Here is a 16080-nt window from a genome sequence, read left to right on the forward strand (position 1 = left end):
CGGAGCGCTCCCGATCATGTCGAAAGGACACTGAGCACAATGGGTGTACGCGTAGGTGTCGTCGGCGCGACCGGTCAGGTCGGCGCCGTTATGCGGAAGCTGTTGGAAGAGCGTGATTTCCCGGCCGACCAGGTGCGGTTCTTCGCGTCCTCGCGCTCGGCGGGCAAGACCCTGCCGTGGCGCGGCACCGAGATCGTGATCGAGGACGCCGAGACGGCGGACCCGACCGGGCTGGATATCGCGCTGTTCTCGGCCGGTGCCACCATGTCCCGGGTGCAGGCCCCGCGCTTCGCGGCGGCCGGTGTCACGGTCATCGACAACTCCTCGGCCTGGCGCAAGGATCCCGAGGTGCCGCTGGTCGTCTCCGAGGTGAACCCGGAGCAGACCCGGAACCTGCCCAAGGGCATCATCGCCAACCCCAACTGCACCACCATGGCCGCCATGCCGGTGCTGAAGGTGCTGCACGACGAAGCCGGACTCCAGCGCCTCATCGTGTCCAGCTACCAGGCGGTGTCGGGCTCCGGCCTGGCCGGTGTGGAGGAACTGGCCTCGCAGGTGCGCGCGGTCATCGACGATGCCGAGAAGCTGACCCACGACGGTTCGGCCGTGGACTTCCCCGCGCCGAACAAGTACGTCGCGCCCATCGCCTTCGACGTGATCCCGCTGGCGGGTTCGCTGGTCGACGACGATTCCGGCGAGACCGACGAGGACCAGAAGCTGCGCAACGAGTCCCGCAAGATCCTGGGCCTGCCGGAGCTCGCGGTGAGCGGCACCTGTGTGCGCGTCCCGGTCTTCACGGGCCACTCGCTGTCCATCAATGCCGAGTTCGCGCAACCGCTCTCGGTCGAGCGCGCCACCAAGCTGCTGGAGAACGCCCCGGGCGTCAAGCTGGTGGACGTCCCCACCCCGCTGCAGGCGGCCGGTATCGACGAATCCCTGGTCGGCCGCATCCGACAGGATCCGGGCGTCCCCGACGGCCGCGGTCTGGCCCTGTTCATCTCGGGTGACAACCTGCGCAAGGGCGCGGCGCTCAACACCATCCAGATCGCCGAGGTGCTGCTCCAGGACCGCTGACGCGGCGGGTGGACACCGAGCCGTCCGATCCAGGAGGGTCGGACGGCTGCTCGTCTCTAGCGGCTCGCGTCGAACGGGATGCTCTGCGCGAGTATCTGATTCGACACCGGCATGCACTACGCTTGATAGCGCAATGCCTACGGTGGTGTCTGCCATGCTGAGGGGGGTCATGCGGGTACGTAGTCTGAGGGGATGGGATTACGGGACGGCGGGGGCTTGACTTGTCTCGCCCGAAGCCGACTCCGCTCTTCCATTTCACGCATATCGACCACCTGCAGACGCTCGTCGCGTGTGGCTTGCTGGCAGACGCCTACGCCCAGCAAGCTGGCTGTATCAGATATGAAGCTGGCAACCAGGGCATCAAGCGGAAGCGCCGGAGCCGATCGGTCCCCATTGGGCCGCAAGGTGTCGTCGCGGACTACGTGCCGTTCTACTTCGCACCCAGAAGCCCGATGATGTTCTCGATACACATGAACAACGTGGAGACCTACGGAGGGTGCGACAGCGACCTCATCTATCTACAGACAACCGTCGAAGACCTGGTCGCGCACGGTTCGAAGCTGGTGTTTACCGACCGGAACGCCACGCTGGAGGTGTGCAGGTTCTCGGATGATCTCGCATCCCTCGACTCGATGATCGACTGGCCACTGATGAGGGCGCGTATCTGGAAGAACACAGAGGACGATCAGGAGCGCCGAGAGCGGCGAATGGCTGAGTGTCTCGTGCACGGTCACGTACCTTGGTCAGCTATCAGTGAGATCGCCGTACACAGCAAGCAACACGCAGACAACATCAACCGGACGGGTAGCCTGGGAAACAGACCATCCGTTTCTGTCAGACGCAACTGGTACTTCTAGCATATGGAGTCGTTCGCCGTGATCACTCAGGCCACAGGCAACCTGCTCCGCGCCGACACGGATGCGTTGGTGAATACAGTTAACACCGTCGGTGTGATGGGCAAAGGTATCGCATTGCAGTTCCGCCGCGCGTATCCGGAGATGTTCCAGGCGTATCAACAGGCCTGTGAGCGTGGCGAGGTCCGTGTCGGCAAGATGTATGTTTGGGAAACCGGCGCGCTAGAAGGCCCTCGGTACATCATCAACTTTCCGACAAAGCGGCATTGGCGTGCACGATCGCGGGTAGAGCACATCAAGGTCGGTCTCGAAGACCTTGTCGCGGTGATCGGCGATCTGGGCATCACCTCCATCGCTATCCCACCCCTGGGGTGCGGTAACGGCGGATTAGCTTGGTCACAGGTCGAGCCGTTGATCGTTTCCGCACTCCAGCCGTTGGCGAGCCTCGACGTACGCCTCTATCCTCCGGGCGATACACCCGCTGCTGGTGACATGGTGAACGCGACTCCTCGGCCTGATATGACGGTTGGTCGAGCAGCGCTGATCGTACTTCTGAGTCGGTACTTGCGAAATGCCCTCGAGGTGACCCCGCTCGAAATTCAGAAGTTGATGTACTTCCTGCAGGTGGTCGGTGAACCCCTGAGGCTGGAGTTCTCCAAGGGGCGCTACGGGCCGTACGCCGATAATTTGCGACATGTACTAATTCTGGTCGAAGGTCATTTTCTTACCGGCTACGGCGATGGTTCCTCGCGGACCTTGGAGGCCGCATCGGTACGACCGCTTGCTGGGGCGACTGAGCAAGCTTCCCTGGTACTGGCGGATCGACCTGCAACGCGTCAGCGAATCGCTTTGGTAGACAATATTATTGACGGCTTCGAGTCGATGTACGGCATGGAGTTGCTGTCGACTGTCCATTGGCTTGTAACGCACGACCGCGGCGCTGCCATGGATTGGCGGGTGGCCGCCGATCTGGTGCGGGAGTGGACTCCTCGTAAAGCTGAGATGTTCACGGATGACCACGTCAAATCAGCCTGGGAACGGCTGCGTCAGTATGGCTTGACGTCCTGCGGCACGACGATCGATACCGTCTTGCACGGTGCTGCAGCCGCACCTCGGGAGCGGAGGGTTGTATCGGAGCAGGTCCTTCGAGGTGAGTTGGGAGCCAGGCTCGTCGAGATGATCGGTCGGTCTGGCTTCCCGTGGTCGGATATTGCGGTCATCACGTCGACGATGGGTGAGGCTGAGCAACTGCAGCGAGTCCTCGATCATGCCTGCATACCGACACTGTCTCTCGACAAGTTCGACGGGACGTACCAGAACGCGGTGAAGGTGGGAACAGTGCGCCGCGCGATCGGGGCTGAGTTCGCGGCCGTGTTCCATCCGACGCCCGCGGTTCCCCAGTCGGCTGACCAGCTGACGACCGATGAGCGAACGGCGGCGGAACTCGCAGCGCGGCAGGCATCAGCCGCAATGACCCGTGCGCGTGACTACCTCTGGGTGGGAATTGTCAAGGATGAGGACTCCCGTGAACTGACGTAGCAGGAGCTAGGCTCCACATTCACTCCGTCGCCAGTGGGCCGTGCCGGTCCAGGTGCAGGTAGGTGTAGACGGTGGTGATCAGGCAGACGATGGTCGCCAGCAGCAGGAGCCCGAGGCCGTCGGTGACCATGTTCATGAGTCCGCCGATGAGCCCGCCCAGCAGGAATGACGACCAGATCAGGAAGTGGCCCAGCCAGGCGGCGGCGGTGGTAGCGCCCGCGAGGTGGCGTTCGAGCCCCTGCCCCATTTTCACCAGGGCACCGGTGAAGTAGGTGATCGGCACCGACACCTCCCCGTTCTTCACGAACGAGGTGTTCAGCGCCCCGGTGCCGAAGGCCACGAACAGGATCGGCACCAGTTCGATGTCCGGCGCTCCGGCGGGTGTCTCCGTGCAGTAGTCGATGACCGTGGCGATGGCGAGGCTCGCCGTGGTGAGCAGTGTCGGCCCGTGCGGATGCTGGTGCCAGAAGTGCCGTCGGCACCAGGACGCCACGAATACTCCGGCCACGAAACTGACGATGAGCAGGACGGCGGCCAACGCCATGGAACTGCGCCCGTCGAACCAGTTCACGACGGCGCGCTCGGAGTTGCCGGTCATGAAGGTGACGAAGTAGCCCTCGGTGTGCAGGAGTGCCGCCGCACCGATGACACCGGCCATGGCCGCGAGCACCCAGGACAGCCGTGCTTCCGCGTCGAACATGCCCGCGTAGGGGCTGTCATCCGTTTCCGGCACAGGTAGAGCTCCTTCCGGGGGATGTGAGCGCTACCAGTCTTACCGATGCATCCTGAGAATCAGCTGTCGCCAGGCTGCATTGCTAGCAAGTTGCTATCAATCGGTGGGTGAGTGGGGGTGAATGTGAATCGGAGAATTCGGTCATCTGGGCGATGCCCGATGTGCCGGAGAGTTTCCTTTCGCGGTGCGCGCCGAGAGGACTCCCTCGCGCTCCAGGCGGGCGGTGATGTTCTGTACCGTCGGTCCCTCGCCGAAGCCGGAATACTTGGTGGTCGTCACCGCGCAGGCCGCGAACCACATTGCGGCACCACCGATTCCGAGTCCGAGTAGGAAGAACCACAGTTCGCCGGGCATGCTCACCTCTTGACGTCCGTATCGTCCCTGTCGATCGACAGCTCCCACCTATGACGTTAAACACAGAAAAATTGCGGTGCAATAAGAAAAATCCATGTTCCATACTGTGCGCCGTAAGCTCGCCCGGTCTGCAATCCTTGTCGGCAGATCCGATCGGAAGGAGTGAGCATGGATTCGTTACGGAGGCGCTGCGGGATCTGCCGGGCGCACACATCGATCCTCTGGCGGTGATCGCCGGGAAAGCCCATCAGGTAGAAGGAGTTTGACCCGGTGGCCGAAAGTACCCTTGGGGCACGGGTAGCGGAGTTGCGCCGGCGTAGAGGGCTATCGCAGAAAGAGCTGGGCGCCGCCATCAGGCGGTCGGAAAGCTGGGTGTCGCAGGTAGAGCGCGATGTACTGCCGGTCGAGCGACTGTCGGTACTGCAACGACTCGCCGATGTTCTCGGAGTCGCGGTCCGAGATCTGCGGCCGGAAGCGGCCGAACCGTTGTCGACCGATCGCGCGGGCGGCGAACGCGTGGGTTCAGCGGTCTTCGAACAGCTGCGACTCATGCTCACCGGCCATCCGGCGCTGGACCGGCTGTTCGGCGACGAGACCGGTCGCGAGCCGGTCGAGGTTCCGCAGCTGGCCGAACGCGTCGATCTGGCCTGGCAGCTGGCACACGAGTCACGGCTCGTCGAAGTGGGCAGCAGTCTGCTGGAGCTCATTCCGGATCTGGAGCAGGCGGCACGCGTCGCGGCGACGCGGCGGGAGGTGCTGGGCCTGCTGTCGCGCGCCTATCAGGCGGCGGCAACGGCATTCACTAGGCAGGAGGAGGTCGACGCCGCGTGGGTGGCGGCCGATCGGGCGCTGGCCGCGGCCGAGCGCTCCGGCGATCCGCTCAGCGTGGTGGCCGGAACCTACCGAATGGCACAGGCGTTCCTGCGGCTACAGCGGTTCGAGCAGGCCGCGCAGGCCGCGCGGACCTCCGTGGCGGCACTGGAACCGCTGGTGGACGACGATCAGCGGAGTACACCGGAGATATTGTCGCTCTACGGATCGCTCCAGCTCATGCTGGCGGTGATCGCGGCGACGGAGGGCAACCGCGCACAGTCGCGGGCGGGGCTGGCCGCCGCACGCGGGGCGGCCCTGCGGATCGGAGACGACCGCAACGACTTCGACACCGAATTCGGGCCGACCAGTGTCGCCGTGCACGCGGTGGCGGTGGCCGTCGAATTGGGCGATGCCGGTGAAGCCCTCGATATCGCGCGGGCCGTGAACGCCTCCATCCTCACCCCGGAACGACAAGCGCGTTTCCTGGTGGACGTGGCGCGGGCGCACGCGCAGCGGCGGCAGGCGCATCAGGCGCTGGAAGCCCTGCTGACGGCCGAACGGCTGACGCCCGAACTCGTACACACCCATCATCGAGCCCGGGAGGTGATGCGCGATCTGCTGCAGTTCGCGGGTCGCCGACCGTCGGAGGAATTGCGGGAGTTGGCCGGGCGCGCCGCGGTGACCCCCTAGTTCCCGGCCCGTATGCCCGGAGTGCGTGGGTCGGGGCCGAGGCATGCCACGATCAGGCAGCCCGGTGGTGCGTCGGCGAAGGGCGGCGCGAGCGGAATGTTCAAGCAGGACAGCACATTGCAGCCCGGATAGGCGGCCGGTCCGAGGCCGAGGATGGCGAGTGCGATATCGCCGTCGAAGTACCGGCGCGGGTCCAGGCGCAGGGGCGGCTCCACGTAGCGCCCCGGGTCGGGGATCCGGCTGTCCCGGAACCCCCGTAGCAGCCGCCGGAAGAATTCGTGCGGCACCTCCACGCCGTACTGCAGAATTCCGCCGACCCCCCGGTCGGTGTGGGTGCCGAAGACGCCGGTCCACACCACCATGAGATCCAGGCTGGGCACGATGTAGACATGTTGTAGTCCGAGTCCGGACATGGAATACACGTCGTCCGGGAGGAATTCCGGATTTTCCGCGCAACCCGGACCGAGCCAGAACAGATAGCCGTAACAGGAACTGGTCGCCGACGGCGTGATCGCCTGTCGCAGGTACGCATCCGACACGATGCGCCGCCCGCCCCAGTCGCCGCCCGCGGCCACCATCATGCCGATGCGGGCCAGATCGTTCGGCGGAATCATGAGATGCGCGTACCCGTAGGTGTTTCCGGAACGGTCGCGCGCCCAGTAGTAGTCGGTCGGCGGAATGCCGAGCGGATCGAACAGTTCCCGCTGGGCGAAGCGCTGCAAAGGTTCACCGACCGCCAGTTCGATCACATACGCCAGCAGGTCGACATTGCGCTGGCTGTAGACGAACCGGGTGCCCGGCTCGTAGTCGAACGGGACGCCCAATGCCTGCACCGCGCTGTTCGGGTCGATGGGGATGACGCCGGTGAGCCCCTCGGTGACGACGCCGATGCGCAGCCCGGAGGATTCGGTGAGCAGGTGCTCCACCGTGAGGGAGCGGTGCTTCGCGCTGCCGAGCCCGGGCGGCAGATAGCGGTCGATGGGCGCTTGGATGTCGAGTCTGCCCCGATCCCAAGCGATTCCGGCGAGCAGTGAGACCACGCTCTTGGTGATGCTCCAGACGTTCCAGGCGGTGGTGCCGGTCCGGTCGTTGGTCGGTCCCTCGCCGATCAGGCAGTTGTGCCGGAAGACCTGGACGTTGAGCCGATTGCGGGTGGCGGCGAAGGCGAGGGCGTCGGCGAGCCGGGCGGAGTCCACACCGGTGGATTCCGGTCGGGCGCGTTCGAATTCGCGTCCCGACGGCATGGCGCACGCGGCGCTGGCCCGCGGGTCGGGGCCGGGTTCGGCCCGCGCGGTGCCGCCGACCAGCGATCCCGCCGTGAGTAAGAGTGCCGTGACCGTCGCGAGCCCCCTGCGCACCATGTGCACAGGCTATCTGTCAAGCCCCCTGGGCAGCGGTAGAAATACCGGTCACCGCCGGGCGAATCGGCGAATCGCGTACACCCCCGCGCCCGCCGCCAGCACGGCCGCGCCGGTGAGCACCGAACTCGTCGGCAGCGACAGCCCGACCACCACGCAGCCGATCGCGCCCAGCACCGGAATCGCCCGGGGCGGACGGTTTTCCGCGGCCGTGAGGGTGGCGGCCGAGACATTGGCGATCAGGTAGTAGACCAGCACCGCGAATGAGGAGAACCCGATGGCGGCCCGGATGTCGAAACTCGCGGCCACCATCGCCACCACCACGCCGACCGCCAGCTCGGCCCGGTGCGGAACCCCGTAGCGCGGATGCACCGCCGCCAGTGCCCCCGGCAGGTGCCGATCGCGGGCCATGGCCAGGGTGGTCCGGGAGACGCCGAGCACCAGCGCGAGCAGCGATCCGGCCGCCGCGATCACCGCGCCCGCCCGCACCACCGGGGCGAGTTCCGGAACCCCCGCCGCGCCGACGGTCCGCGCCAGCGGATCGGCGTGCTCCGCCAGCCCTTTCGACCCGAGCACCAGCAGCACCGCCACCGCGACGAGCGCGTACACCGCGAGCGTCAGCCCGAGCGCTAGCCCGACGGCGCGGGGGATGGTCCGGCGCGGCTCCCGCACCTCCTCACCGAGGGTGGCGATGCGCGCGTATCCGGCGAAGGCGAAGAACAGCAGACCCGCGGCCTCGAGCACGCCGCGCGCCCCGATCTCGCCGTCCAGCCGGGCCGCGCCGCCGTGCTCGCCGAACAGGCACACCCCGACCACGGCCGCCAGCACCGCCAGCACCGCGGCCACGATGAGCCGCGTCGCCAGCGCCGACTTCCGCACGCCCACATAGTTGATCGCGGTGATCGCGACCACGGCCGCCACGGCCACCACCCGTGCGTGCTCCGGCCACGCGTAGGCCCCGACCGTCAGCGCCATGGCCGCGCAGGACGCCGTCTTCCCGACCACGAATCCCCACCCGGCCAGATATCCCCAGAACGGCCCCAGCCGCTCCCGGCCGTACACATAGGTGCCCCCCGACACCGGATACAGCGCCGCCAGCCGCGCCGACGACGTGGCGTTGCAGTACGCGACCACCGCCGCCACCCCGAGCGCGAGCAGCAGCCACGATCCCGCCGCGGCGGCCGCCGGGGCCAGGGCCGCGAATATCCCCGCCCCCACCATCGACCCGAGCCCGATCACCACCGAATCGCTCAGCCCGAGCCTCCGATGCAGCGCACCGTCCTGATTCGCCATGCCCACATGGTCGCCGCCCCGCCCTGCCCGCGCGACTCGACCCGCGCACGGGCCATCGGTCCCGGACATGCGAAGCGCCGCCAGTCGGGGGATTTCCTGGCGGCGCAGCTCTCGCAGCATGACTGCGAAGGGGTGTCGACGTCCCACAAGCGCCTCTCGGCGGGTGGTCGCTCGCAGCGACGAAGGGTGCGGCCCGGGGCTGTCCGGACGCCGACAGTGGTTCACAACGGCGAGGGTGCGCACTCTATTCCGCCGATCGAGATGTGATGTGCGCAACCGAAACCCGATGGTTCCCTGTCGGTGTGACCGTCTAGCATTCGGCGGGTACGACTCATCGGGCTGATCGCCCGCGCTGCTCCTGGGGGGATTGTGACCGACGATCCGGTGCTCGCCGAACTGCTGTCCGTGCTCGACGGCAGCCCCGATCTGCTGCCGTTGCGCGTGCGGGTCATCCAACTGCTGGCCGACCGGCGGCGCTATCCCGACGCGCTCACCCATTGCGCCGCCGCGCTGGAGCAGGATCCGGGTAACACGCAGGTGCTGGAGCTGCTGCAGCACTGCACCGCAGCGCTGGCCGGCACGTCCGCGCAGCGCCCCGACTCACAGCGGACCGAGACCACAGCCGCGTCGCCGGTGCACCCCGCCGCGGCGACGGCGGGAGAGGTGGAGTCCGATGCCGATCGGCATCGGCAGGCCTCGCACCCGGCGGGTTTCGACTGGGCGGCGGCCGAACTCGAGGTCGACGACATCATCGCGCCCGCCTTCGTCGACAGCGGTGAACCGGTGCTCGCGGCCGCCGGAGATGTCGGCTTGTTCGAACGGTCCAGGGTCACGCTGGCCGATGTGGGCGGCATGGACGATGTCAAGCGCCAGCTCGAGCTCTCCCTACTGGGTCCGCTGCGAAATCCGGAGCTGGCCAAGGCCTTCGGCACCAGTGCCCGCGGCGGCCTGCTGTTGTACGGTCCGCCCGGCTGTGGCAAGACCTTCCTCGCCAACGCGGTCGCCGGGGAGCTGGGCGCGAACTTCTATCCGGTCGAGATCGCCGACATCCTGGATATCTACACCGGGGCGAGCGAACGCAATCTGCACGGCATCTTCGAGGTGGCCCGCCGCAACGCCCCCTGCGTCCTGTTCTTCGACGAGGTGGACGCCCTCGGGCACAAGCGCAGTCAGATGTCGGGTTCGGCGACCATGCGCACCGTGGTGAATCAGCTGCTCACCGAGCTGGATTCGGCCACCAACGACAATGACGGCGTCTACGTCCTCGGCGCGACCAATCACCCCTGGGATATCGATGTCGCCCTGCGCCGGCCCGGCCGCTTCGACCGCATGATCCTGGTGGCGCTGCCCGATCCACAGGCCCGCGTGTCGATCGTGCGGCACCATCTGAAGGACCGGCCGGTGGCGGGTATCGACCTGGCCGCCATCGCGAACCGCACCGAGGGGTTCTCAGGCGCCGACCTCGCCCACATCTGCACCTCGGCCACCCAGCTCGCCATGGCGGACGCGATTCGCACCGGCACCGTCCGCCCGGTGCGCATGGCGGACATCGAGCAGGCACTCGCCCAGATCCGGCCCAGCGCGGGCTCCTGGTTCGAATCCGCCCGCAATGTCGTGGAGTTCGCCAATACCGATGGAACCTACGACGAGTTGGCCCGGTACATGAGGGAGTCGAGACCGCGCTGAGCGACGGCCCGGAGATATGCACACCGATATCGAGCGGGCGCGGGTCCTCGCCCAGCTGAACCGCCCGGAACAGGCGCGGGCCCTGCTGGCCACGGTGATCGGCGGTGAGCCCGACAATGTGGATGCGCTCGAGTTGCTCGCTGCCGTCGACTACGAACTCGACGACCTCGAGCGGGCGCTCGACCACGCGGCGTCGGCCTTGGCGCTGGCACCCGAGAACCCCTTCCTGCTGCGGGTAACGGCGCTGGCGTATCTCTCCCTCGGGTTGCGGTCACCGGACGGTTCGTCGGAGCGCCACGAACTGCTGTCCCGAGCGGTGGGCGCGGCGCGTTCGGCCGTGGAGCTCGATCCCTGGGATCCGGAATGCCACTACACCCACGGATTGGTGCTGGTCGACGCCGAACAGGACGACCACGGCGCCATGGCGGCCTTCGAGCGCGCGCTGGAACTCGATCCACACCACATCAACACCTTGCTGGTGCGGGCCTCGGTCTCGCGTCTGCGCCTCGCCGATCTCGGACGCGCCGAGGCGGACCTGCGTGAGGTGCTGCGTCTCGATCCGGAGAACGGCGGCGCGCTGTACAGCCTGGCCATGGTCGACGCGGAGCGCGGCCACTACAGGGCGGCTACCCGACGGCTGCAGGAGGTCGCGCGTCTGGACCCGAGCCGCGCCGACGTCGTGCGCGCTCGACTCGCCGAGCTGGCGGATGCCCATTCCGTCCGGCGGCGTGCCCGGCGGACGGTCGCCGAGCCCGCCGAGTCCGGTGCGGCGGTACCGGAGTCGACGCGTTCGCCTCGCTGGGCGCGGTGGGTCGCCGTCCTTATCGTCTTCCTGGCGATTCGCGGCGTGATAGCCGTGGTGTCGAACGAGGGCGGCTCGCATGAGTCGCCCACCCGTACCCCCACCACCACCTACAGTCGGCACCCTGGGTACCTCCCGCCTATGCCGCCGACCTATCTGCCACGGCCGCCGACCTTCCCCACGTACCGGCCGCCCGTCTTCCTCCCGCCTGCACGCTGAGAACTCCGCCTATCGGGGCGCACCCGACCGGCGGCAGGGCTGTCTACCTGAGGCATATGCTTTTCTGGAAACACTCAAGAATATTTTCTTGACTTATTCCAGATTAGAGGGAGACTGGGTTCATGCACACCGGGTACGACGCGCGGGAGCGTTTGCGCGAAGTCGGCCTGCGGGTTACCGCCCCGCGGGTCGCGGTGTTGGACGCGGTGGTCGCGGCGCCGCATTCGGATGCGGATTCCGTGGCCGCCACGGTGCGGGAACGGCTCGGGTCGGTGTCCACGCAGGCTGTGTACGACGTACTCAGGGCGTGCGTGGGGGCCGGGCTGTTGCGGCGGATCGAACCGGCGGGCTCGTCGGCGCTGTACGAGGCCCGCACCGGCGACAACCACCACCATCTGGTGTGCAGGAGTTGCGGCACGGTCGTGGATGTCGACTGTGCCGTGGGCGCAGCCCCCTGTTTGGAACCAGCCTCGACCCACGGCTTCGCCATCGATGAGGCCGAGGTCGTCTTCTGGGGGCTGTGCCCGGCCTGTCGTCCATAAGTTGCCTCGCAGCCCGAGGCAGCACAGCCGAGGAGACGTCGAATGACCAAGCCGACCACGACCAACACCGGTATCCCGGTCGCCAGCGACAACGAATCGCTCACCGCGGGTACGCAGGGCCCGATCCTGCTGCACGACCACTACCTGATCGAGAAGCTGGCCCAGTTCAACCGCGAGCGGGTGCCGGAGCGGATCGTGCATGCCAAGGGCGCGGGTGCGTTCGGTGAACTGGTGATCACCGGTGACGTCAGCCGATACACCAAGGCCAAGCTGTTCCAGCCGGGTGCGCGCACCGAGTCGCTGGTGCGGTTCTCCACCGTCGCCGGTGAGCAGGGCAGCCCCGACACCTGGCGCGATCCGCGCGGGTTCGCGGTGAAGTTCTACACCGAGGACGGCAACTACGACATCGTCGGCAACAACACGCCGATCTTCTTCATCAAGGATCCGATCAAGTTCCCCGACTTCATCCGCTCGCAGAAGCGCCTGCCGGGCAGCGGACTTCGCGATCACAATATGCAGTGGGACTTCTGGACCCTGCGCCCGGAGACCGCGCACCAGGTCACCTGGCTGATGGGCGACCGCGGCATTCCGAAGACTTACCGTCACATGGACGGCTTCGGTTCGCACACCTACCAGTGGGTCAATGCCCAGGGCGAGCGCTTCTGGGTGAAGTACCACTTCAAGACCGACCAGGGCATCGAATTCCTGACCCAGGCCGAGGCCGACCGCATCGCCGGGGAGGACGCCGACTTCCACCGCCGCGATCTGTGGGACGCCATCGAGCGCGGCGAGTTCCCGAGCTGGACGGTGAAGGTCCAGGTCATGCCGGTGGACGAGGCCGAGGGCTACCGCTTCAACCCGTTCGACCTGACCAAGGTGTGGTCGCAGCGGGACTACCCGCTCATCGAGGTCGGCAAGTGGACGCTCAACCGCAATCCCGGCAACTTCCACGTCGAGATCGAGCAGTCCGCCTTCGAACCGTCGAATGTGGTTCCGGGCATCGGCTTCTCGCCGGACAAGATGCTGTTGGGCCGCGTCTTCGCCTACGCCGACGCGCACCGCTACCGCATCGGCGCCAACTACGCGCAGCTGCCGCCCAACCGCGCCAAGGCCGCCGAGGTGAACTCCTACTCCAAGGAGGGCCCGATGCGCTACGACTACAACCCGGCGGATGTGCCGGTGTACGCGCCGAATTCGTTCGGCGGCCCGCATGCCGACCCGGAGCGGGCCGGTGACGAGGGCCTGTGGACCTTCGAGCCGACCGCGGTGCGCGCGGGCTACGTGCAGCACGCCGAGGACGGCGACTTCACCCAGGCGGGCACCCTGGTCCGTGAGGTGCTCGACGACGCCGCGCGAGATCGCCTGGTGGCCAATGTGGTCGGCCACGTGCTGGGCGGCGTTCAGGAGCCGGTGCTGAGCCGGGTCTTCGAGTACTGGAAGAACGTGGACAGCGATCTCGGCAAGCGCATCGAGGAGGGCGTGCGCGCCGGGCTCAACGGTCACTGAGCGAAATACGTGCTGCCCCCGGCCCTTCCGGCCGGGGGCAGCCGTCTGTCCGGGCCGCGGTCACCGGCCGCGGCGCGCCTCGAGTCCGTCGATGATCAGCTCGAGTTCGGTGTCGAAGAACTCGTCGCGACTGCGCGCCGAATCCAGCTCCCGGTGCCGGGCGTAGCTGCGGTGCAGGCGCGGGTACGGCTCGCTCATCCGCTCCGAGGCGATCATGATCTGTTCCATCCACTCCTGTTCGCCCAGCCCGCTGCGGGTGACCGTGGTGATCATGGCGGTCTCGGTGGTGGTTGCCCCGACCAGGTACGCGAAGAGGGCGTTGGTGGCGCGGTCGGAGGTGGTTGCGTCGAATCCGGCCGTCTCGAGAATGCCGAGTAGTCCGTCGGTCATCCGCATCACATTGGGGCCGAGGTAGACCAGTCCGGCCGTACTCAGCACGGCGGGCATCCACACGTGCCGCAGCATGGTGGCGCGCATGCTCCGGCTGAACCTCATGATATCGGCGCGCCAGTGCTCCGCCTCGCACCGCTCGGGCAGCCATATCTCACCGAAGATCTCGTCCACGACGAGTTCGAGCAGTTCCTCCTTGTTCGCCACATGGGTGTAGAGCGAGGTGGCCCCGGCATGGAGTCGGGTGCCGAGTTTCCGCATGCTGAGCGCGTCCAGGCCCTCGCTGTCCAGCAGTGCGATGGCCTCCGCGACGATCTGCTCCCGGTTCAGCGCCGGGGTGTCGCGTCGGGTGCGGTGCGGGCGCGTCCATACGGTCGGAAACTGCTCAGCCTTCGCTGTCATTGCCTCTCCTCTTCGGTCCGCGGTCAGCATAACCGCTGTTGGAACGCTGTTCGATGGTCCGAACAATGTCCCCCTTGCGAACACTGTTCGTTCGACCGTACAGTGTTCGCTAGCGCCGAACAGTGTACGGCGAATGAGTTCGAAGAGGGGTACGAGATGCGTGACATAGCCGGTGCGGCGGTGAATACCGAAGTGCACCAGAGAAATCCGAAACGTTGGTGGATTCTGGTGGTGCTCTGCCTGAGCTCCCTGGTGCTGGTGATCGACAATATGGTGCTGAATGTCGCCATCCCGCAGATCTCCACCGAACTGGGCGCGACCGCCCAGGACATCCAATGGATCATCGACGCCTACATCCTGGTGTTCGCCGGTCTGCTGCTCACCTCGGGCAGCCTCTCCGACCGCTTCGGGCGACGGCTCGTCATGCTGGTGGGTCTGGTGATCTTCGGCGCGGCTTCGGTGCTGGCCGCCTATGCCGACACCCCGGAACTGCTGATCGCGGGCCGGGTGCTGATGGGTATCGGCGGCGCGCTGATCATGCCGAGCACGCTGTCCATCCTGATCACCGTGTTCGACGAGCAGGAGCGGCCGAAGGCCATCGCGTCCTGGAGTGCGGTGGCCATGGTCGGCATGGTCGGCGGCCCGATCGTGGGCGGCCTACTGCTGGAGCACTTCTGGTGGGGTTCGGTGTTCGTGCTGAACGTGCCGATCGCCGTCGTCGCCATCGTCGCGGCGCTGGCGCTCATGCCGGAGTCGAAGGGGCCGTGGACCAAGCCGGACCTGTCGGGCATGGTGCTGTCGATCGTCGGCACCACCGCGCTGGTGTGGACGATCATCGAATGGCCGACAGCGGGGATCGAAGGCACTTGGGGCGCACTGCTGATCGCGGTGGCCGGTCTGGCGGCGTTCGTGGTGCGGGAGCTGAAGGCGGAGCATCCGATGGTGCCGTTGCAGCTGTTCCGCAACCGGGTGTTCACCGGCTCCAGCTTCTCGCTGGTGCTGGTCACCTTCGCCAATGGCGGCCTGTTGCTGGTGCTCACCCAGTACCTGCAATTCGTGCTGGACTACTCGCCGATGCGCACGGCGCTCGCCTTCACGCCGTTCGCCCTGATGGCGCTGGTGTGCAACGGCGTCGGCGCGGGCCTGGTCGGGAAGGTCGGTGTGCGCTCGGTGATGCTGGTCGGAATGACCGTGCTGGCAGGCGGTTTCGTGGTGCTGTCGCTGCTCACCACCGACTCCGGATTCTGGAAGCCCGCCCTGGCGATGACCTTGGTCGGCGCCGGCGCCGGTCTGGCCATGCCCGCCGCCATCGGCGCGCTGATGAGCGCGATCCCGCCGGAGCGGGCGGGTGTCGGCTCCGCGCTGAACGACACCATCCAGCAGACCGGTGGCGCGCTGGGCGTGGCGGTACTGGGCGCGGTGCTGGCCGGTACCTACGCCGAGGGGATGCCCGCCACGGCTCCCAGCGCCGCGCGCGAAAGCATCGCTCCGGCCCTGACCAGCGGCGACAGCATGCTGATCACGGCGGCCAAGGACGCCTTCACCACCGCCATGTCCGCCACCTTCCTCGGCGGCGCTGCCAGCGTCCTGGCCGCGACGGTCATCGCCTTCTTCCTGATGCGTGGTGCGAAAGCCGCCGCGGGAGAGGGGGTTCCGCCCGCATCATCCGTACGCGCGGATGCGTCGGCTGATGGCGAGGAGGAGTTGGCGACCTCCGGGTAGCGCCGAACGAGTACGGAGGGCGTGGTCAGGGGCGACGGTGATTCGCGTGCTGACACACGGCGACGAGGGCGCGGCCGCGTTCTGCGAGCAGATCGCGGACGCG

At 67.1% G+C, this 16080-nt stretch carries 14 protein-coding genes; 9 read left to right on the forward strand and 5 right to left on the reverse strand.

The window, feature by feature from the left end:
- The first annotated feature begins 39 nt into the window (after positions 1-39).
- From QMO76_RS27925 to QMO76_RS27935, 3 genes are all read left to right on the forward strand, one after another.
- A complete protein-coding gene (locus QMO76_RS27925; protein WP_306364318.1) occupies positions 40-1074 on the forward strand; it encodes an aspartate-semialdehyde dehydrogenase in 1035 nt (344 codons plus the stop codon).
- Between the two features lie 221 nt (positions 1075-1295).
- Entirely contained in the window at positions 1296-1931 is a 636-nt protein-coding gene (locus QMO76_RS27930; protein ID WP_306364319.1) for a DUF4433 domain-containing protein, read from the forward strand.
- A gap of 3 nt (positions 1932-1934) precedes the next feature.
- Positions 1935-3467, forward strand: coding sequence for a macro domain-containing protein (locus QMO76_RS27935; protein ID WP_306364320.1), 1533 nt, complete (start codon positions 1935-1937; stop codon positions 3465-3467).
- A gap of 19 nt (positions 3468-3486) precedes the next feature.
- On the opposite strand, the gene QMO76_RS27940 is transcribed toward QMO76_RS27935, so the two are convergent.
- On the reverse strand, positions 3487-4167 hold the full coding sequence (locus QMO76_RS27940; protein ID WP_306364407.1) for a YoaK family protein: 681 nt from the start codon (positions 4165-4167) through the stop codon (positions 3487-3489).
- A gap of 174 nt (positions 4168-4341) precedes the next feature.
- The gene (locus QMO76_RS27945) at positions 4342-4554 is read right to left on the reverse strand and encodes a hypothetical protein (RefSeq protein ID WP_306364321.1); all 213 of its coding nucleotides are present in this window, start codon (positions 4552-4554) and stop codon (positions 4342-4344) included.
- A gap of 270 nt (positions 4555-4824) precedes the next feature.
- Between QMO76_RS27945 and QMO76_RS27950 the strand changes: the two genes are divergently transcribed.
- Positions 4825-6057 carry a helix-turn-helix domain-containing protein gene (locus QMO76_RS27950; protein ID WP_306364322.1) on the forward strand — a complete coding sequence of 411 codons (1233 nt, stop codon included), beginning with the start codon at positions 4825-4827 and terminating at the stop codon, positions 6055-6057.
- On the opposite strand, the gene QMO76_RS27955 is transcribed toward QMO76_RS27950, so the two are convergent.
- Both QMO76_RS27955 and QMO76_RS27960 read right to left on the reverse strand, forming a co-directional pair.
- Positions 6054-7418: a serine hydrolase gene (locus tag QMO76_RS27955; RefSeq protein WP_306364323.1), complete on the reverse strand. Its 1365-nt coding sequence runs from the start codon at positions 7416-7418 to the stop codon at positions 6054-6056. The two genes, QMO76_RS27950 and QMO76_RS27955, sit on opposite strands and share 4 nt — an antisense overlap.
- Positions 7419-7466: 48 nt before the next feature.
- Positions 7467-8708 carry an APC family permease gene (locus QMO76_RS27960; protein ID WP_306364324.1) on the reverse strand — a complete coding sequence of 414 codons (1242 nt, stop codon included), beginning with the start codon at positions 8706-8708 and terminating at the stop codon, positions 7467-7469.
- Between the two features lie 369 nt (positions 8709-9077).
- Between QMO76_RS27960 and QMO76_RS27965 the strand changes: the two genes are divergently transcribed.
- The 4 genes from QMO76_RS27965 to QMO76_RS27980 all read left to right on the forward strand — a co-directional run bounded on the left by QMO76_RS27965 (position 9078) and on the right by QMO76_RS27980 (position 13463).
- Positions 9078-10394 carry a 26S protease regulatory subunit gene (locus tag QMO76_RS27965; protein WP_306364325.1) on the forward strand — a complete coding sequence of 439 codons (1317 nt, stop codon included), beginning with the start codon at positions 9078-9080 and terminating at the stop codon, positions 10392-10394.
- Between the two features lie 16 nt (positions 10395-10410).
- A complete protein-coding gene (locus QMO76_RS27970) occupies positions 10411-11415 on the forward strand; it encodes a lipopolysaccharide assembly protein LapB (RefSeq protein ID WP_306364326.1) in 1005 nt (334 codons plus the stop codon).
- 122 nt (positions 11416-11537) lie between these two features.
- Positions 11538-11957, forward strand: coding sequence for a Fur family transcriptional regulator (locus QMO76_RS27975; RefSeq protein WP_306364327.1), 420 nt, complete (start codon positions 11538-11540; stop codon positions 11955-11957).
- A 42-nt stretch (positions 11958-11999) separates the two neighbouring features.
- Positions 12000-13463, forward strand: a complete 1464-nt coding sequence (locus QMO76_RS27980; protein WP_306364328.1) for a catalase — start codon at positions 12000-12002, stop codon at positions 13461-13463.
- Between the two features lie 60 nt (positions 13464-13523).
- Here the strand turns inward: QMO76_RS27980 and QMO76_RS27985 are convergent, their stop codons facing one another.
- Positions 13524-14255, reverse strand: coding sequence for a TetR/AcrR family transcriptional regulator C-terminal domain-containing protein (locus tag QMO76_RS27985; protein ID WP_306364329.1), 732 nt, complete (start codon positions 14253-14255; stop codon positions 13524-13526).
- Positions 14256-14411: 156 nt separating this feature from the next.
- On the opposite strand from QMO76_RS27985, the gene QMO76_RS27990 reads away from it, so the two are divergent.
- Complete coding sequence (locus tag QMO76_RS27990; RefSeq protein ID WP_306364330.1) at positions 14412-15977, forward strand: MFS transporter; 1566 nt, start codon at positions 14412-14414, stop codon at positions 15975-15977.
- The last annotated feature ends 103 nt before the right edge of the window (positions 15978-16080 follow it).

It is taken from the genome of Nocardia sp. CC227C (assembly GCF_030767025.1).
Lineage (GTDB): Bacteria > Actinomycetota > Actinomycetes > Mycobacteriales > Mycobacteriaceae > Nocardia.